18 protein-coding genes and 1 pseudogene are annotated in these 17,165 nt (G+C 61.6%); 12 read left to right on the plus strand and 7 right to left on the minus strand.

Annotated elements, in window-relative coordinates; translation table 11 throughout:
- The first annotated feature begins 270 nt into the window (after nt 1-270).
- Entirely contained in the window at nt 271-804 is a 534-nt protein-coding gene (locus IVB12_RS04960) for an arylamine N-acetyltransferase (RefSeq protein WP_247296199.1), read from the plus strand.
- Nucleotides 805-1,231: 427 nt separating this feature from the next.
- Here the strand turns inward: IVB12_RS04960 and IVB12_RS38330 are convergent, their stop codons facing one another.
- The 6 genes from IVB12_RS38330 to IVB12_RS04990 all read right to left on the minus strand — a co-directional run bounded on the left by IVB12_RS38330 (nt 1,232) and on the right by IVB12_RS04990 (nt 5,676).
- Complete coding sequence (locus IVB12_RS38330; protein WP_247473915.1) at nt 1,232-1,396, minus strand: LysE family transporter; 165 nt, start codon at nt 1,394-1,396, stop codon at nt 1,232-1,234.
- 189 nt (nt 1,397-1,585) lie between these two features.
- Complete coding sequence (locus IVB12_RS04970; protein WP_247296204.1) at nt 1,586-2,215, minus strand: FMN-binding negative transcriptional regulator; 630 nt, start codon at nt 2,213-2,215, stop codon at nt 1,586-1,588.
- A gap of 61 nt (nt 2,216-2,276) precedes the next feature.
- Nucleotides 2,277-2,771 carry an ester cyclase gene (locus IVB12_RS04975; protein ID WP_247296206.1) on the minus strand — a complete coding sequence of 165 codons (495 nt, stop codon included), beginning with the start codon at nt 2,769-2,771 and terminating at the stop codon, nt 2,277-2,279.
- Between the two features lie 38 nt (nt 2,772-2,809).
- The gene (locus IVB12_RS04980) at nt 2,810-4,018 is read right to left on the minus strand and encodes a PLP-dependent aspartate aminotransferase family protein (RefSeq protein WP_247296208.1); all 1,209 of its coding nucleotides are present in this window, start codon (nt 4,016-4,018) and stop codon (nt 2,810-2,812) included.
- Between the two features lie 97 nt (nt 4,019-4,115).
- A complete protein-coding gene (locus tag IVB12_RS04985; protein WP_247296210.1) occupies nt 4,116-5,099 on the minus strand; it encodes an MDR family oxidoreductase in 984 nt (327 codons plus the stop codon).
- 13 nt (nt 5,100-5,112) lie between these two features.
- The gene (locus tag IVB12_RS04990) at nt 5,113-5,676 is read right to left on the minus strand and encodes a TetR/AcrR family transcriptional regulator (protein ID WP_247296212.1); all 564 of its coding nucleotides are present in this window, start codon (nt 5,674-5,676) and stop codon (nt 5,113-5,115) included.
- Between the two features lie 330 nt (nt 5,677-6,006).
- Between IVB12_RS04990 and IVB12_RS04995 the strand changes: the two genes are divergently transcribed.
- The 11 genes and pseudogenes from IVB12_RS04995 (at nt 6,007) to IVB12_RS05045 (ending at nt 15,997) form a co-directional block, all read left to right on the plus strand.
- A complete protein-coding gene (locus IVB12_RS04995) occupies nt 6,007-7,008 on the plus strand; it encodes a tripartite tricarboxylate transporter substrate binding protein (protein WP_346658482.1) in 1,002 nt (333 codons plus the stop codon).
- An 18-nt stretch (nt 7,009-7,026) separates the two neighbouring features.
- The gene (locus IVB12_RS05000; protein WP_247296218.1) at nt 7,027-8,205 is read left to right on the plus strand and encodes an acyl-CoA dehydrogenase family protein; all 1,179 of its coding nucleotides are present in this window, start codon (nt 7,027-7,029) and stop codon (nt 8,203-8,205) included.
- Nucleotides 8,206-8,225: 20 nt separating this feature from the next.
- Nucleotides 8,226-8,888 (plus strand): 3-oxoacid CoA-transferase subunit A, encoded by a 663-nt coding sequence (locus IVB12_RS05005; protein ID WP_247296220.1) that lies wholly within the window; start codon nt 8,226-8,228, stop codon nt 8,886-8,888.
- Complete coding sequence (locus IVB12_RS05010; RefSeq protein ID WP_247296222.1) at nt 8,885-9,562, plus strand: 3-oxoacid CoA-transferase subunit B; 678 nt, start codon at nt 8,885-8,887, stop codon at nt 9,560-9,562. The genes IVB12_RS05005 and IVB12_RS05010 overlap by 4 nt, the downstream gene beginning before the upstream one ends.
- Nucleotides 9,559-11,217 (plus strand): thiamine pyrophosphate-dependent enzyme, encoded by a 1,659-nt coding sequence (locus IVB12_RS05015; protein WP_247296225.1) that lies wholly within the window; start codon nt 9,559-9,561, stop codon nt 11,215-11,217. Before IVB12_RS05010 ends, IVB12_RS05015 begins: the two co-directional genes overlap by 4 nt.
- Before the next feature lie 19 nt (nt 11,218-11,236).
- Complete coding sequence (locus tag IVB12_RS05020) at nt 11,237-11,746, plus strand: MOSC domain-containing protein (protein ID WP_247296228.1); 510 nt, start codon at nt 11,237-11,239, stop codon at nt 11,744-11,746.
- Nucleotides 11,747-12,697: a PDR/VanB family oxidoreductase gene (locus IVB12_RS05025; RefSeq protein WP_247296231.1), complete on the plus strand. Its 951-nt coding sequence runs from the start codon at nt 11,747-11,749 to the stop codon at nt 12,695-12,697.
- Nucleotides 12,698-12,745: 48 nt separating this feature from the next.
- Nucleotides 12,746-13,321 carry a helix-turn-helix domain-containing protein gene (locus IVB12_RS05030; RefSeq protein ID WP_247296234.1) on the plus strand — a complete coding sequence of 192 codons (576 nt, stop codon included), beginning with the start codon at nt 12,746-12,748 and terminating at the stop codon, nt 13,319-13,321.
- A gap of 321 nt (nt 13,322-13,642) precedes the next feature.
- Nucleotides 13,643-13,801: a tripartite tricarboxylate transporter permease gene (locus tag IVB12_RS38040; RefSeq protein WP_346658484.1), complete on the plus strand. Its 159-nt coding sequence runs from the start codon at nt 13,643-13,645 to the stop codon at nt 13,799-13,801.
- A gap of 41 nt (nt 13,802-13,842) precedes the next feature.
- A pseudogene (locus IVB12_RS38045) lies at nt 13,843-14,405 on the plus strand (tripartite tricarboxylate transporter permease).
- Nucleotides 14,406-15,217: 812 nt separating this feature from the next.
- Complete coding sequence (locus IVB12_RS05045; protein ID WP_247296250.1) at nt 15,218-15,997, plus strand: YggS family pyridoxal phosphate-dependent enzyme; 780 nt, start codon at nt 15,218-15,220, stop codon at nt 15,995-15,997.
- Nucleotides 15,998-16,368: 371 nt separating this feature from the next.
- Here the strand turns inward: IVB12_RS05045 and IVB12_RS05050 are convergent, their stop codons facing one another.
- Nucleotides 16,369-16,740 carry a transglycosylase domain-containing protein gene (locus tag IVB12_RS05050; protein ID WP_247296239.1) on the minus strand — a complete coding sequence of 124 codons (372 nt, stop codon included), beginning with the start codon at nt 16,738-16,740 and terminating at the stop codon, nt 16,369-16,371.
- Nucleotides 16,741-17,165: the final 425 nt, after the last annotated feature.

A 17,165-nucleotide genomic window follows, 5' to 3' on the forward strand; every position in this document is an offset into this window, starting at 1 on the left:
CGAAGCAAAGCGCCCGGCTAGGATATTTGTGAGCTCAACGCAAGCAATTCGTAGACGCCACGCCTGTATCTGGCAACCAGGCGCCCTGTGGATCTGGAAACGCGGAGCGTTCGCGGCGAGGCGAGACGACATGATTTCGCTACAGCAGGCTCAAATGCGTGCGATCCCCTACGAGAACTTTGATGTTCTGCTAGGCGATATCGCCGATCTGACTGAAAGTCGATCTGGGCCAAACTGATCAATGCCCGGCGAGGCGGCTATTGCTTCGAATTGAACAATTTGTTTGGCTTGGCGCTCGAAGCACTCGATTTCACGGTCCGGGCCATTCTTTGCAGGGGGCGCATGGGGGCTCCGGAAGGTGGCCCACGCACACATCAGGCATTGATCGTGACCATAGAGGACTGCGACTGGCTTGCCGATGCCGGCTTTCCCGGTCCGGCACCGATTGCACCGCTACGAATCGATACGAAGGAGCAGCAAATAGTTGGCCATGACGTGTTTCGTCTGAGGGCCGACCCCTCCAGTGGAGAGCTCGTGCTTGAACGCAAGAACGAAGATGAATGGTTCGCTCTTTTCGGTATCGATCGAGCCGTCGCCCTGCCACCAGATTTCGAGGGCGCCAACTTCATCTGCGCACGCTGGGACCGTATGCCCTTTCCATCCGTCCTCATGATGAGTGTGCTGACATCCGAGGGGCGTGCAACCTTGCTTAACAGGAAGCTCCGATTGACTCGCAGCCAATTTAAGGACCACGCGTTCGTCAAACGCCTGCACCCGCGAAGCTTGCGCAGACGCATCGCTTAATCGGCTGTGCAGCCGTCGTGCCCTACCAGTTCTTCCGAGGTCGGCAAATAGTTCGTCGAAGCCATTTATCTTCAACAGTCGGAAATTTGTGTCGAGCCTCCGTGCGAACGAGTCGGCACACGGACGCAGCGTTTCGCCATCACGTATGCCCCCTTGTATGTATGCCGTGAGGAAATTCGAGCTACCCTTCCTTGTTCTGTGCAACGTTGCTCACCCATTACGGGATCGCTTATCCCGATGTAGAGACCCGTCGGTCGCCCGGCGAGTCGATCCCTCGCTTTGGCCGCCCAACGGGTCACGATCAGGTCTACGCCAGTGTTCAAGGCGACGGAAATCGTGCCGAGCACAACGAACTACAGCGCCACGTTCACGCTCGTGTCGACGAACTGCGGAATAAAGGCAAGGAAGAACGCGACCGTCTTTGGATTCAGCGCCTCCACGACGATGCCTTCGCGCAGTGCACGGCCAGCGCCGTCGTCTGGACTTCGGCCGGCGCGGGGACTCGCGCTTCCCTCCAAGTCTTGATGCCGAGCCAGATGAGATAGAGCGCGCCGGCGATCTTCAGCGCAGTGAACGCTTCCGCGCTCGCCATCACCAGGGCCGAGATGTACGAAACCACTGAGACCCAAGCCGACGCTGGATGCTGATCCCTCGGTCCGGCCGCCAGGCAGCGTGCGGGCGACGATGTAGAAAATGCCCGGTCCCGGCGTGACCGCCACGACCGTAGCGGCGGCCAAGAACAGCGCGAACGTCTGAAGCTCGAACATCGTACCTCCGAAAGCTAGACAGGTACGGGAATTAGAGGGGCCGCGGCGCGATCCGCAGGATTCTCGCTGGCCGCCAAGCCCGCCGCGACGCCGACGCGATCGGCCTCTGGACGGTTCTGGCTCATCTTGCGCTTGCCTTCGAAGCGCACCACGGGGATGCGGATCCCGACGATGCCGCGCAACTGGCCGGCAATGAAATCCGCGGGAGCGTCCGAGACGGCCCATGGCTTCGCACGCGCTGCTTCGTGCTTCCGCGTCAGGCGAGTCACCACGTCGAGCAGACGCTCTGGATCATGGAAGAACTCGGCCGGTCCGAACGCTTGCACAGCGACGTAGTTCCATGTGGGCACGACCTTGCCGGTCTCCTGCTTGGTCGCGTACCAGGAAGGCGTTACATAGGCGTCCGGACCCATGAAGATCGCGAGCGCGTTTCCGATCGGAGGAACCCGCCACTGCGGATTGGCCTTCGCCAGATGCCCGTAGATCACGCCGCGCTCGCCCTCGCTTTCGTCGAGAAACAATGGAAGCGGCGTCGCAAGCGGGCCCTCGGCAGTCGCCGTCACCAGATTGGCCAGGCGGGCGTCGCGGATGGTCGCGCGGATACTCTCGACGTCTTCGTCCTTGAATGCGGGAGGCGTATACATGGCTTGTCTCCGTTAATGGGTCAAAGGTGGTCCGCTCCGCGCGAGCGCTCATGGAGCAGGGCTACTTGTCCGTTGTGAATTCCGGCTTGCTCGTCGCATCCGGCGGGGCGAGATGACCGATCAGTCCGTGGATGTCGCCCAAGACCCACAGATCGCTCACCTTGTCGCCTCGAAACGTGAAGATCGGCGCACCGTACCACCACACGTGGCGTCCGGTGGGTGCATGGCCGAACATCGGCTTCCGATGGATGCCGTGGAAGCGCAGCTTTCCCGAGACCGCGTTGCCCTCCTCGAGCAGATCGAGGATATCAGACGTGTAGTTCTCCAGAGAGTCTGTCACCCATCTGACGTAGTCCGCGAACTGATCGAAGCCGACGAGGACAGGACCGAGGGAGCCCCGGAAGGTGAATCCGGGCTGAAATATTTCGGGGATTAGAGCAACGTCCGCATTGTCCCACATGTCCTTGTAGAACTTTCGGACGACTTCTTTCTGCGCGGTTAGACCAACCCGAGCAAAGTCCATGGCGGGCTCGAGTCCTGGCGGCGGGGCAATCATGTTTGGCCTCTCCTTGACGAACACTCGTTGCGGGTGAACTAAAGACGGTTTAGGGACTGCCCGAGGTCGCCGAGCAAATCTGCCTCGTCTTCCAGACCAACCGACAGGCGAATCAAGTCGTCTCCGACGCCCCTTTGAAGGCGTGCTTCGGGACGAACAGCGCGCCGGGCATGAACCAAGCTCGCGGGATGCATGATGAGCGTTTCAGCGTCTCCGAGACTGACGGCAAGCGTAATGAGCTTGAGATGGTCGAGAAAACAGCGGGCAGCATCAAAACCACCACGAAGACCAAAGGACAGCATTCCGGATCCCGCTGACATTTGTCTCTTTGCGAGAGCATGCCGCGGATGGGACGGCAGAAAGGGATAATTCACCCACTCTACTGCCGAGTGGGCGTCGAGCATGCGCGCAATCGCAAGTGCGTTGGACCCGTGGCGGTCCATCCGGAGAGGAAGTGTCTTGATGCCGCGCAAAATCAGAGACGAAACCATCGGCGACATGACGGCACCGGTGATGTAGCGCAAGCCGCGATCACGTATTTTTTCGATCAGCTCGGTCCGTCCCAGGAGAGCCCCTCCGAGAACGTCTCCATGCCCGCTGATATATTTGGTAAGGGAGTGGAGCACGATGTCCGCCCATTGGAGAGGCCTCTGCAGCGCGGGAGATGCAAATGTACCGTCGACGATCACCAGGAGGCCGGCCCGCCGCGCACGTTTCGCAATGGCTTCGATGTCGAGGACGTCCCCTGTGGGATTGACCGGCGTCTCAAAGTAGACGGCTCTACTGCGAGATGTGAGAACAGTATCCAGATTGGCGGGGTCACTGAGATCGACAGGGATGGTCTTTATGCCGAAGCGTGGCAAGCCCTGTTCCGTCATGGTCGTCGTATTCGAATACAAGGTCCGATGGACGATGAGTTCGTCATCTTGGGATAAGAGCGAAAGAACCAAGGCACCGAACGCGGCCATTCCCGAGGCCAGTACGACGGCGTCTTCGGCACCCTCCAAGTTTGCCAAGCGGGATTCCAGCAATGCGGTCGTCGGATTGAACTCCCGCCCATACAGTTTGCCCCCCAATGCGGCCGCCGCATCCAATTCGGCGACGCTGTCGAAGGCGAAGGTCGACGTCATATGAATGGGATGGGATACCGCGCGAGAGTGATGGGCAGGGTCATACCCATGGTGGATCGCTCGTGTCGAGAACCCGAACCCAGGTCCATCCCTTGCAACTAATTCCGAAGCAGCCATATTGGGGATCTCCCATCTTTGGACGAGCGGTCATTGCCTTCAGGTTTGTTTCGAGGCGCGACCGCCCCAGTCGCATCGCGCTACTTTTCGGTCGATGTCATCTATTGACGTTGACGACCGTGCGCCCGCGCACTTGGCCACTCATCAGGCCGCCAGCCGCGGCGACGACGTCGTTCAGACCGATCTCGACCGCCGTCTTCTCCAGATCGGCTTCGGTTAGCAAGGAAGCGAGACGGTCCCAGGCTTCGACGCGTTCTACCTTCGGGCGGGTCACGCTGTTGATGCCGAACAGCGCCACTCCGCGCAGGATGAAGGGGGCGACGCTTGCGGGAAAATCCAATCCCTGCGCCATGCCGCACGCAGCAACCGCTCCGTCCGCTTTGATTCCGGCGCACACATTGGCGAGTGTATGGCTGCCTACCGAGTCGATCGCGGCGATCCACCGTTCCTTCTGCAGCGGCTTGCCGGGCTGCGACAATTGTGACCGGTCGATGATCTCGGCAGCGCCCAGGCTCTTAAGATAGGGCTCCTCGTCCGGTCGGCCCGTCGAAGCCACGACGCGGAAACCGAGCTTGTGGAGAAGCATGATCGCGATGCTACCGACGCCTCCGCCGGCGCCGGTCACCAGCACGTCGCCCGCGCCGGGACGGATGCCATACTTCTCGAGGGCTACGACCGACAGCATCGCGGTATAGCCCGCGGTACCAATGATCATCGCGCGGCGGGAAGGCATCGAGGGCGGCAGCTTGATCAACCAGTCGGCCTTGACCTTTGCTCGCTGCGCCAGGCCGCCCCAATGTTGTTCGCCGACACCCCAGCCGTTGAGAACTACCCGGTCCCCCGGCGCGAAGGTCGGGTCGGAGCTCGACGACACCACGCCAGCGAAGTCGATCCCGGGCACCAGCGGGAAGGATCTCACGATCGGGCCCTTGCCGGTAATCGCTAGGCCGTCCTTGTAGTTCAGCGTGCTGAACTCGACCTCGACGGTCACCTCACCGTCGGGCAGGCGGCTGTCCGGCAATTCGGCGACGTCGGCGCGATATCCCCGCTCGTCCTTCTCGATCAACACGGCTTTGAACAACTCGAACTCCTCTTCACGATTTTCTTCTGGACCTGGCCTTCGGCTCGTCCGGACGCGGCAGGCCGGCGACGAAGCCGGCGATGAAGGTATCGAGCGGGAGGCCATTCTTGACGAGGCGCGCCCGCATCACCGCTCCCTCCCAGCCGATCCAGAAGAACTCAGCCAAGGCGTCGCAGTCCGCGCTGCCGATCTCGCCGGCCTCGTATGCGCGTTCCAGGCAATGCGCCACCTTCCGCTGCCATCCCTTGACGATCTCGTCCAACGCGGACCTGTAGTCCTCGGGCAGCGCTTCGACCTCTTGGCTGAGGTTTCCGACGAGGCAGCCGCGCGTATAACTGTATTTCGCCATGCCCGCTTTGGCGTCTTCGACGAAAGCTCGCATGCGCGCCAACGGCGCAAGCCTTTGGTCGTTCAGGGCGCGGTCCAGCTTGTGTCGGAAGAAGGAGTCGTAGGCCTTCATGATTTCGCGGCCGAAGTCGGCCTTGCTTTCGAAGTAGTGGTAGAATGAACCCTTTGGCACCGTGGCACGGCGCAGCAGCGCGTCCAGACCCGTAGCTGCGAAACCTTGCTGGGTCATCACCTCCATTCCGCAACGGATCAGAACGTCACGGGTCGGCGCATAGCCGACTTCGTTTCGGCTCGACACGTTCAGCTGGCGGTAATTATCTGCAGATTTAACCATTGCGTCCTCACTAGACCGATCGTCTAGAACACAATCATTGGGCCTGGCAAGCATGTAACTCGGCTAGCTGGCGGCAAAATCGGCCCAATTCTTGCTAGTTTTCGCACATTGTATGCTTATTCGGCAGCTTTTGCCGAGTCATTGTGCGCCTCGGGTCTGGTCACGTTAGTTTCTTACTTGACACAAAGTGTCATTGGCTCGAAGGTGGATCGTCCTTCGAGGTAGGTGCCATTGTTTCGATCTTTCCGAAAAGCTACGTCGATTGCCACCGGCGCCGCCATTCTTTGTCTCGGCTTTCTTGCTGAGCCGGCCGATGCGGCCGATGCCTATCCCTCGACCACGATCAAGCTGGTCGTCGGATTCCCGGCTGGAGGCCCGACTGACATCATTGGCCGCGTCATCGGCCGTCTGCTCTCGAAGGAGTTGAACCAGACCGTCATCGTCGAGAACAACGGTGGTGCCGGCGGAATGATCGCCGCGTCAAACGTCTCCCGCGCGAAGCCCGACGGGTACACGCTTCTCGTCGCGGTGGAGTCCTCGAATACTCGCGCCAAGGCACTCTATGCGTCCGTGCGCTACGATCAGCAGAATGGCTTCACCTACATTCGGAAGGTCGCGAAGCAGCGGAATCTGCTGGTCGTGAGCCCGAAATTTCCCGTGGCCAGCGTTCCGGAACTCGTCGCCTATCTGAAGGCGCACCCGGGAGAGGTGAACTTCGGCGGTACGTTCGGGGCGACATCTCACATCGGTGGCACGCTGTTCGATATGGCCTACGACACGAAAATGTCGTTCATCAACTACTCGGGCGGCAATCAACCGATCGTCGATTGCATGTCGGGAATCTTGCAGGTGGGCTTCTTTACCGAAGCCACGATCGGACAGCAGGTCAAGGCCGGCACCCTCAAGGCGCTCGCGGTGACGTCGGCCGACCGGTCGCCGGCCTTCCCGGATCTGCCGACGATCGAGCAGGCGGGCGGCAAGCGTCTCGATATCTCGCCGTGGTTCGGGGTCGCGGGTCCGTCGGGCCTTCCGGCCGAAGTCGTCGCCAAGATTGGCGCCGCCCTCGACAAGGCTTCGAGCGATCCGGAGTTCCTGAAGCAGTTGGAGACGATCGGCGCAACTCCGATCGCTGGTTCGACGGTGGAGACCTTCACGGCCGACGTCGGAAATGAAGAAGCTTACTGGAATCAGTGGGCCAAGGACATCGGAGCGCCGCTTCAGAAGTAGCTCGCCGAAGGATCTTCTATGGACTTCTATCACCAGTACGACGCTCAACTTTCTGCGGAAGAGCGCGAGCATGTCGCGAAGGCGCGGGCATTCTGCGCCGGCCCCTTTTCGGAGAGTGTCTTCGCAGCGCACATCGCGGGCGAGGCGTTTCCCGAAAAATGGATCGCCGAATGGGCGGCACTCGGCATGTTGGGACTTCAGGCGAAGCGCGCTCACGGCGGCTTGGAAGCGTCGTACCTGTGCAAGATCCGCGTAGCGCAGGAGATGGCGCGTCACGGCTTCGCAGCGGCGTTCTGCCTGAACCATCACCAAGGCGGAGCGACGCGTCTTTCCCAGACCGGTACGCCGGTCCAGATCGAGCGTCTCCTGCAGCCCGCGTTGCGCGGCGAGCTGCTCCTGACGACGGCTATGACTGAGCCGGCGGGCGGAAGCGATGTCTCGGCCCTTGCCACCACGGCTGTTCCCGTTGACGGCGGCTGGACTCTGACCGGCACCAAGGCGTGGATGACGAATGGCTTGTTGGTCGGTGGATTGATTGTCCTCGCCCGCGTCGGCGACGCTGCAGGCGCAGCGGACATCGCCAGCTTCTATGTGCCATTCGGCGATGCCGGGACGGTGAGGCGCAGCGAGATCGTCGTTCCTGGAGCGCGTTCCTTCCGCCTGGCCGAGATTGCCTTCGATGCCCACCTCATTCCCGAGTGGTGCCTGATCGCGGCGCCAGGCTCGGCACTCAAGGCATCGATGACTTCGGTCAACGCGGCTCGCGTCCACGTGGCCGCCATGTGCGTCGCGACGCTATATGCGGCACTGTGCGAGGCGGTGGACTACTGCGAAGGCCGGCAGGCCTTTGGAAAGCCGCTGACTGGACATCAGGGCCTGCGCTGGGAGCTGGCGGAGGTGTCGGTCCGGCTCGAGGCCGCCAACGCGCTCGTCTTCCGCGCCGCCGAGCAGATCCAGATCGGGGGAAATCCGGTCGCGCTGGCTGCGCAAGCGAAGAAGTTCGCTGTCGACACTGCGCTTTGGGGCATCGATCAGTGCGTCCGAATCGTGGGCGCGACGGGCGCCGGCGCGGCCCACCGCCTGAACATGCATTTCGCCGAGGTCCGGATGGCGGCCTACGCCGACGGCACCAACGAGATGCTGCTCGACCGGGTCGGCCGCGGCCTGTCCGCGACGTACCCCAAATCAATCCCGTAGCAAACACGGCGGACGAAACGATGCGCAACGTAGTGGTTCAAGACGCGGCGGCGGCCGTGGAGGGCATCAAGGACGGCGACACCGTCATGATGGGCGGGTTCGGCGGAGCGGGTCTTCCGCTCGGAGTGGTCAAGGCGGTGCTCGACCGCGGCGTCCGCGACCTGACGCTGATATCGAACAACGCCGGCTCCACGGAGGACGATCTGTCGCTGTGGTTCGAAGCCAGGATCGTTCGCAAGATCGTCTGCTCCTACCCGCGCAGCGCTAAGCAGTTCGCCGAACAATATCGTGCCGGCACGGTCGAGCTCGAACTCGTTCCGCAGGGCACGTTGGTGGAGCGCATCCGGGCGGGCGGCGCCGGTCTCGGCGGCTTCCTTTCTCCCGTCGGCGTCGGAACGGTATTCGCTGACGGCAAGGAGAAGATCGTCGTCGACGGACGCGAATTCATTCTTGAGCTACCGCTTCATGCAGATTTCGCTTTCGTCAAAGGTCACCTCGCCGACACGCTCGGCAACATCACCTACAACAAGACGGCGCGCAACCACTGCGCGGTCATGGCGACCGCCGGCCGGACGGTCGCCGTGGAAGTCGACCGCGTGGTCAACGTCGGCGATTTGGATCCGGAAGCCATAGTCACTCCATGCATCTTCGTCGATCGCGTTTTCGCAAGGAGCTCCCGATGATACCGCTTTCACGCGATGCGCTGGCGCGCATGGTCGCACTTCATTTGCCGCAGGAAGGATTCGTCAATCTCGGTATCGGCGCCCCGACTCACGTCGCTGACTACCTACCGGAAGGGTCTGGCGTGATCCTTCACAGCGAGAACGGCGTGCTTAACGTGGGTCCGAAGCCGGCGGCGGGCGAAGAGGACTGGGATCTCATCAATGCAGGGAAGATGCCCATCTCGCTCCGGACCGGCGGTTCCTACTTCGACTCCAGCCTCTCATTCGCGATGATGCGAGGCGGTCATCTCGACGTCGCCGTGCTCGGAGCCTTTCAGGTGTCCAAGGCCGGCGATCTCGCCAACTGGACGACCGGTGACAACGGGTCTCCGCCCGGCATCGGCGGAGCCATCGATCTGGCGGTCGGCGCCAAGTCGATCTGGGTAATGATGGATCACACCACTAAGGATAGCCGCTCCCGCATCGTGGAGCGATGTGGATATCCGCTCACGGCGCGCGGAGTGGTGACCCGCATCTTCACCAACCTCTGCATCATCGACGTAACCGAGGATGGCCTGGCCGTTCGGGCGCTACTCGACGGCCTCGCGATCGAGGCGCTGCGAGATCGGACGGAGGCGCCACTGCGCGTCATGGGCGACTCCCTGACCATCACGCAGGACGGGAGCGTCGCATGATCTATCGCGTCGCGGAACTCGTCGCGGACTGTCTCGTCGCGCACGGCGTGGACGGGGCCTTCGGCGTACCGGGAGAAAGCTTTCTGGCGCTGCTGGCCGCGCTGCGCGACCGCAACGATTTCGATCTGGTGACCTGCCGGCACGAAGGAAGCGCGAGCCTCGCGGCGGTCGCGGACGCCAAACTCACAGGGTGCGCAGCCGTCGTGATGACGAGCCGTGGTCCGGGCGCCTTCAACGCAGCGCTCGGACTGCACGTGGCCGCGCAGGAGGCGATTCCGCTGGTAATGCTGGTCGGTCAGGTCGATCGTCCGAACCTCGCAAGGGACGCGGTGCAGGAGATCGACTGTGGCCGATCTTTCGATGGCGTGCTGAAGTGGTCGGTGCGTCTGAACTCGGCGGATCTCGCTCCAGAGATGATCGCCCGCGCGCTCGCGGTGGCCCATGCGGGAACGCCCGGTCCCGTCGCCATCGAACTGCCGGAAGATCTCCTTGAGGACCCGGCCGAGAGATTTGCGGCCACAGCCAACGGAGCTGTCCGTCCGGAGCCGGGCGCTGCGGCCATCGAACAGGCGAGGACGGCGTTGATAGCCGCGGAGCGACCGATCCTGCTGGTCGGCGGCGAATGTCGGACGGCATCGTTCCGCGAAGATCTGGTCGCGTTTTCCGAGAAATGGAACGTGCCGGTCGTCACTATGAACAAGATGCAGGACCAATTCCTGAACTCTCATCCGCTGTGGGCCGGTCAGTTCGGGTTCTTTACGTCTCAGCCTGATGTGAAACTGCTCGAACGCGCCGACCTCGTCGTTGCCGTCGGAACGCGTCTGGGCGATCTATCCTCGCTTGGCTTCGCATTTCCCAGACAGGCCAAACCGCGCCAGCCGTTGGTCCACGTCTATCCGGATCCCGATGCGATCGGAAAGCGCGTTCGGACCGACGTCCCGGTGGTATCCGGATCGCACGCGTTCGTGTCGGCCATGCTCGCTGCTCCCGTGACGGCGCGGGACCGCGCCGAGTGGCTTCACGCGGCTGCCGCGGCGCGGATGGCCACGCATGGTTGGCCTCGGTTCGGCGTACCACCGGCGGACGTCTTCGATCACGCGGTGACGGCCATCGCTGCGCACTTCAGGCCCGATGGCATCGTCACGACTGACTCCGGCAATTTCGCCGGATGGGTCCATCGCATCTTCAGCCTCGAGCCGACCGCGCGGCTGCTCGGCTCGGCTTGCGGAGCGATGGGCAGCGGAGACCCGTACGGGCTCGCCGCAAGCCTTCGTTTTCCGGGGCGGCAGGTGGTCGCCTTCTGCGGAGACGGCGGCTTCCTGATGACGGGCAATGTCTTTGCGAGGACTGTCGCCAGAGGCGCGAACCTCAAGATCGTCGTATCCAATAACTGGTCCTACGGGACCAAACGGTCGCACCAGGAGCGGGCCTTTCCCGATCGTCCGTACGGCACGGATTTTTCGAATCCCGACTTTGCCGCTTTGGCGCGCGCCTTCGGCGCGACGGGCTTCGTCATTGAGGACGCGGAACGTGCCCCATCGACGGTCGCGGAGGCGATGACGACCAAGGGGCCGGTCGTCTCCAGGTACGCTCGGACGTGCGCCAGACGCTCGATAAATCGCTCGCCGCTTCACGATGAAGCCAATTCGGATTAAGACCCAGGGAGAAAACACGATGGACGCGATCGCAATCGATCAGCCCGAGGTCACGATGTCTTGGCAGGGCGTCGTTCGCTTCTTGCACAAGACCCCGCGCGCCTTTTTGCCGATGCGCTCGTTTCCCTCGCTCGAGCTCGTCGCTGGACGCGGTATCGAGGGCGATCGATATTTCGTCGGCCACGAAGCAGGCTTCTACTCCCACAAGCCGGAGGAGGGACGGCAGGTCACCCTGTTCGAGATGGAGACGTTCGAGGCCCTGCAACGCGACCACAAGATCGAGTTGCTGCCGGAGGAACATCGCCGGAACGTGACCGTCGAAGGCGTCCCGCTGAATCATCTCGTCGGCCGTCGCTTCCGGCTTGGAGAAGCGATTGTCGAGGCGACCCGCCTTTCAACGCCGTGCCGGCACATCGAGGAGATACTCGGCAAGTCCGTCTTCGATCCGTTGATCAACCGGTCGGGGCTGAACTGCAAGATCATCGCGGGGGGCACGCTGCGCGTCGGCGACGCCGTGAGGCCGATCTAGATGGCGAAGGCGGTAAAGACGGTCTCCACCGTTGTCTCGAAGGTCGAGGATCTCGGCAACGACACCAAGCGCTTCACGCTGGTCGACCAGGACGATTGGGAGCTGCCACCGTTTAGGCCCGGGGCGCACATCGACGTTCACCTGGGGCAGGGTCTCGTCCGGACCTATTCGCTCTGCAATGAGCCGGACGACGATCGGCGCTACGTGATCGCAGTGAAGCGCGAACGCGAAGGCCGCGGCGGCTCGAACTTCCTCCACGACCGGGTGGAGGTGGGACAGCCGATTTCCGTCTCGCTGCCGCGCGGCGGGATCGCACTGGACCAGGAGGGAACGAACATATTCCTTGCGGGAGGCATCGGCGTAACCCCGTTCATCTCCGCAATTCGGCATCTCGAGCGCCGAGGGCGCTCGAACTACGTGCTGCACTGGACCAGCCGCGGACGACCGGTCCTGACTGACATGATCGCGCCGGCCATCGAAGCAGGCCTTGTCCGCCTGTACGACACGAACGCGCAGGCCAAGCCCGTCATCGCCGCGATTTTCGAGGAATTCGCCGGATCTGGTCTGGCGGCCTGCTGCGGACCCGCAGCGATGTTGAAGACCTTCGGAGATGCCGTTTCGGCCTGGCCGGAAGAGCGCAAACACATTGAGATGTTCACCCCGCCGAAGGTCATTGCCCGAAGCGACGTGCCTCCCTACGAACTCTATCTGTCGGCGAGCAACAAGCTGGCGACTGTCACGCCAGATGTTGGCCTTCTCGGAACTCTGGACGCGCTCGGCGTCGACGTACCCGTGTCCTGCGGCGGTGGCATCTGTGGTGCCTGCCGCACGCGCTGGACCGAGGGGCCGCCCATCCATCGCGATCGCGTGCTTTCGCCTGCTGAGCGGCAGAATGAGCTCATCGTCTGTGTGGGCGATTGCGCCGGACAAAGACTGGTGCTGGACCTGTGATCGGACGGGGGTCCCGTTCCACGGTTTGAATTGTCGATGGTTTGGAGCGTGATCGATGCAGGCAATAACTTCGAAAAAGAGCCGAGCGCAATGACACTCAACCTCAAATTCCTCCGCGTGCAGAGCGGCATGACGCTGGAGCAGCTTGCCGCCGATTCCGGTCTGACCCGTAGCTATCTTTCCAAGCTGGAACGCGGGCTCTCCTCTCCGTCGATAGGCTCCGCGCTCAAGATCGCCGAGGCTCTCGGAACGACCTTAGACCGCTTCTACGGCCAGCCGGACGACCACGACCCGATCACGATTGTCCGCGCGAAGAACGGGAAGGCAGGCGACGTGGACACGCACCTGTCGCTAGTCGCCGGACTGGCTCCCGAACGCACGATGCGCGCCTTTATCGTGCGGCCGACCAAGACGGCGAAACGCGGTCGCATCATGAGTCACCACGAAGGTGAGGAAATCCTGTTCATCCTCACCGGCCGGATCGAGCTCGTCATCGGAAAGCGCAAGGAGACATTGAATCCGGGCGATTGCATCCAGTTCGACTCCACGATTCCGCACAAGCTGACGCAGGTGTCTTCCGAACCGGCGTCGGCGCTCGTCGTGATAGCGACCAAAACCGCATAGAGGTGCCGAGATGCCGATCATACTGCAAAAGAAGGACTTCTACGCCGGGCTGCTCATGGTGCTGCTGGGCCTGTTCTAGGAATCGTGGAAACGGATGTCGAGACCGGCTCGGAGCGCTTCACGTTCGGCATCCCGAATCTCCTGACGGCATCGAGCTCGTCGGACTCGCTCACGGTCTATTTGGTATCGCCGAGTTCATGAAGAGCGTGAACCAATACTCCGAGGTGAACACGCGCTCTTCGAACGTCGGCCTGCGCGGTCTGCGCCCATCGCGCGATAAGCTCCGCCGCTCGATCCCCGCGATGTTGCCGCGGCACCATCATCTGGAGCGTTTGCTCGCTCAATCCCGGAACGGGACCAACGATCGCTTCCTTAGCGGCTGACAAAAAGGTTTCGAAAACGCCAGAGAAGTTCGGCACCGGCATGATTGAAGGCGTCGCCTGTCCGGAGGCATCGAACGCATTCGTCCGTGCAGGGTGACTTCATCCCGACTATGAGCCTCGAGCCCCGGGGACGCAGTCATGGCTCTGATTCTGGGTGCGCTGGTGATCCAGGGCATCGTGCCCGGTCCCCAACTGATCAAAGAGCACCCCACATCTTCTGGGGCCTGATCGCGAGCTTCTGGATCGGCAACATCATGCTGGTCCTGCTCAATGTCCCGCTGATCGGGCTCTGGGTGAAGCTCCTGATGATTCCCTACAAATATCTCTATCCAAGTGCGGTGTTCTTCGTCGCGATCGGCGTTATCTCGACCAACAACGACATGTTCCAGGTCGGCGAGACCGTCGTCGGGTTGACCTGCTATCTGCTGCTGTTGCTCGATTTCCACCCGGCCTCCATCCTGCTCGGCTTCGTCCTGGGGCCACGCCTCGAAGAGAACTTCCGCCGTTCGCTGCTGGTCTCGCGCGGTGACGCCATGATTTTCGTCGAGCGGCCGATCAGCGCGTTCTTTCTGTTCCTTTGCTTGACGCTTTTGGCGGCACAGATCTACGTGCGCTTGCGCAAGCCGAAGGCGCCTTGCGGCGCTCGACGTCGCGGAGGGGAACGGCGTCGCGACCGCCCGACCCGCGGAGTGAGCTTTTAGTCGTTCAAGGGCCGGTCGCTTCGGGCCCAGTAAAGACGAGAGACGGTCCAGGCAACAAGAGCTCCAAGCCAAGAAGTATTTCGACGAACGCGCCACCCGCGAGATGGCGCAGAATCGGCACGGCAGCAAACGCACGGTGCAGGGTAGCCTCGCCTACCCTGGGCGGATACTGGCCATGCGTGCGCGTTCGGCTGGCTTTCTGACGGAGCGACGATCTGCGGGCTTGTCGGTGACGGCGCCGTACGATCTAGTCGGGTGTCACGCCATGGGGCTCGCTCGAAGCGAATTGTCGGATTGCCCCGTAGACGAGGCCGCGGTGCTCTTTCCTCCGGGCGACGGCTTCAAACGTGCCATGGCCGGTGTCGACGTCGCCCGAACGCTCGTCGCAGCCCTGTGGAATGATGGAAGCCTTGCTCGATCGCGCGCTGGCGGCCACGAACGACCGACGACATGGGTCACCGCCTTTGGTTCGAAAACCATCGAATTTCAGGGCTGCAATGGCTGCTGGCGGACGTCGCGACGGATCTTCACGTCGCGCGGCTGTTGTTCTCTGCTGTGGCATCCAAGCTCGATCGCGGTGAGCGCGCTAGCGTTGACGCCGCCCACGCAAAAAGTTCGCCACGAGAGCCGCAATGAACGGCATCATACAGTGTATTGCAATCGATTGGCGCGAGAGCACTTTGACCCAGTTGCCGATAGCGCGTCATGTGACCGCGGCGAAGACGGCCCAATATCTGGACGGAACGATCGAAATTCAGTATGTCGCGATCTCTCGCTCACTGAAGAGTCGAGTGAGGGACCAGGGGCGGACGATGTCAGAAATAGAGAACGAGAGGTTCACGAATGATCCGCGCTCGCTTTTTCGCTCCAATCTCGATGAACTTGAACAACGGATAAAGACGGCTTGCGTGCGGGCAGGCCGTCGCCGCTCGGAAGTTCGTCTGTTGCCCGTTAGCAAGACAGTGCCAACCGCCGTCATCCGTATCGCGTCCGAACTCGGCCTCTCTAACTTCGGGGAAAACAAGGTTCAGGAAGCCGAGGGCAAGGCTCGAGATCTCGCCGATCTGTCGCTGAACTGGAGTATCATCGGCCACCTCCAGACAAACAAAGTGAATTCGATGATCAAATTCGCGAGCGAGTTTCACGCGCTGGACAGCATACGATTGGCCGATGCGCTCCAGGCCCGGCTCGGCGCCGAAGGTAGACGTCTCGACGTATTCGTCCAGGTCAACACCTCTGGTGAGGTGAGCAAATACGGTCTCTCGCCAAACGAAGTGGGCGACTTTGTGCGTCGGCTTCCCGACTATCCGGCCCTGATTCCTCGCGGCTTTATGACTCTCGCAATCTTCAGTCGTGACGCCGACAAGGTTCGCGGGTGTTTCAAGTTGCTGCGGCAGTTGCGAGACGCGTTACGCGACAGGATATCGCCGCGACTAGACCTGCTCTCTATGGGTATGACAAGCGACTTCGAGATGGCAATCGAAGAGGGGGCTGACGTCATTAGAGTTGGCCAGGCCATTTTTGGGCCGCGACCGACGAAGCACGGACACTACTGGCCCGGGCTCCTTAGAGGGAACGAAGGATCGTCTTAATACATAGTGCTTTGCGCGGCGCTAAAACGCGAGCGCGGCCTCCCTTGAAGAGGTCCGCCGCTCCATGAGCAGAATCCGAGCCACAATGGGCGCGACGACTACCAATCAGGGCTTCATCATTCGCCTCGTCGGTGTGCTCATGTTGAGCGATGGATGGGCCGTCCAGCGGGCACGCAACATACCTGGAAACGTCGCCCCGTTCAGCGAGGATCCGACGATCAGCCTCCCTGCTATCGCCAGGCAACCGGCCGGCTCTTTCCGATGAATCGCGGTCCGCCAGTTACATTACGGGGTGCGATACCAAGCAGTCAATCAGCTGTGCTACCCTCCCTCCTTGGCGGCAGTGGCAATCATCTTCCGCGAGATCACGCTCATCTCGATTTCTTCAATTCGGCAACGCGTCCTGATGCATGAAGGATCAGGCGCGCCGCATGTTGCTTTGCCGCGAACAGCTGATCGTTAGTGATGAGCCCGGTCTCGACGAGGGGGTCCAGATCCAGAACCAGGTTTGCACGCGCACGCGCATTCGGAAGAGCAACATGCGAAGGTAGATCTAGTGGCGCATATATCAGGCCGGCAAGCAGGGCTGATGCGCCAAGTTCGATATCCTGAACCTGCTTGTGGAAATAACTCTGCGCAGCTTCACTGACGCCGAAGATGCCGCGTCCGATCTGCACAGGGTTTAGGTAGACCTTCAGGATTTCATCCCTTGCTGAGCCGCCATTCGAGCCAAATTGCGACAAGCGCCTCCTGCATCCTGACCTCCAAATTGCGTTCATCTGAGGGGAATAGAATCTTCGCAACCTGCTGGGTAATGGACGAGCGCACGGCCTTTGTGCCCGGGCCGGCATGCAATGAGAGCGCGATCGCGGTAAGGTCAATGCCGAAATGGCTATAGAAGCGGCGATCCCCCAGTTGCCAGCGTCGCCTTGACTAGGACGTCCGGGCTCCTTCACTGAAATCGAGCTGTACGTCGCGCAAGCGCTGGTCAGACCCGTGCGGCATTCCGGCAGGCAGAGTGTGGGATCGGCGCACTCGCTGCATTCCTGATCACCTGCTTTTCTGAAAATGTGTTTCGGCATGGAATAAGGACCCCGTTTTCGGGGTGATCGGCATCCAATCGGGACCCCGGGATAAGGGTCCACAGTGGCTTCCATCGAGTCATGGA

This window comes from Bradyrhizobium sp. 179 (assembly GCF_023073535.1).
Lineage (GTDB): Bacteria > Pseudomonadota > Alphaproteobacteria > Rhizobiales > Xanthobacteraceae > Bradyrhizobium.

Coding starts and splice junctions, on each gene's coding strand:
- IVB12_RS04980 (WP_247296208.1), bottom strand. CDS start 4,018: ATGGCTGCTTCGGAATTAGTTGCAAGGGATGGACCTGGGTTCGGGTTC.
- IVB12_RS04975 (WP_247296206.1), bottom strand. CDS start 2,771: ATGATTGCCCCGCCGCCAGGACTCGAGCCCGCCATGGACTTTGCTCGG.
- IVB12_RS05010 (WP_247296222.1), top strand. CDS start 8,885: ATGATACCGCTTTCACGCGATGCGCTGGCGCGCATGGTCGCACTTCAT.
- IVB12_RS38330 (WP_247473915.1), bottom strand. CDS start 1,396: ATGGCGAGCGCGGAAGCGTTCACTGCGCTGAAGATCGCCGGCGCGCTC.
- IVB12_RS05025 (WP_247296231.1), top strand. CDS start 11,747: ATGGCGAAGGCGGTAAAGACGGTCTCCACCGTTGTCTCGAAGGTCGAG.
- IVB12_RS05020 (WP_247296228.1), top strand. CDS start 11,237: ATGGACGCGATCGCAATCGATCAGCCCGAGGTCACGATGTCTTGGCAG.
- IVB12_RS05005 (WP_247296220.1), top strand. CDS start 8,226: ATGCGCAACGTAGTGGTTCAAGACGCGGCGGCGGCCGTGGAGGGCATC.
- IVB12_RS05000 (WP_247296218.1), top strand. CDS start 7,027: ATGGACTTCTATCACCAGTACGACGCTCAACTTTCTGCGGAAGAGCGC.
- IVB12_RS05045 (WP_247296250.1), top strand. CDS start 15,218: ATGTCAGAAATAGAGAACGAGAGGTTCACGAATGATCCGCGCTCGCTT.
- IVB12_RS05015 (WP_247296225.1), top strand. CDS start 9,559: ATGATCTATCGCGTCGCGGAACTCGTCGCGGACTGTCTCGTCGCGCAC.
- IVB12_RS04970 (WP_247296204.1), bottom strand. CDS start 2,215: ATGTATACGCCTCCCGCATTCAAGGACGAAGACGTCGAGAGTATCCGC.
- IVB12_RS04990 (WP_247296212.1), bottom strand. CDS start 5,676: ATGACCCAGCAAGGTTTCGCAGCTACGGGTCTGGACGCGCTGCTGCGC.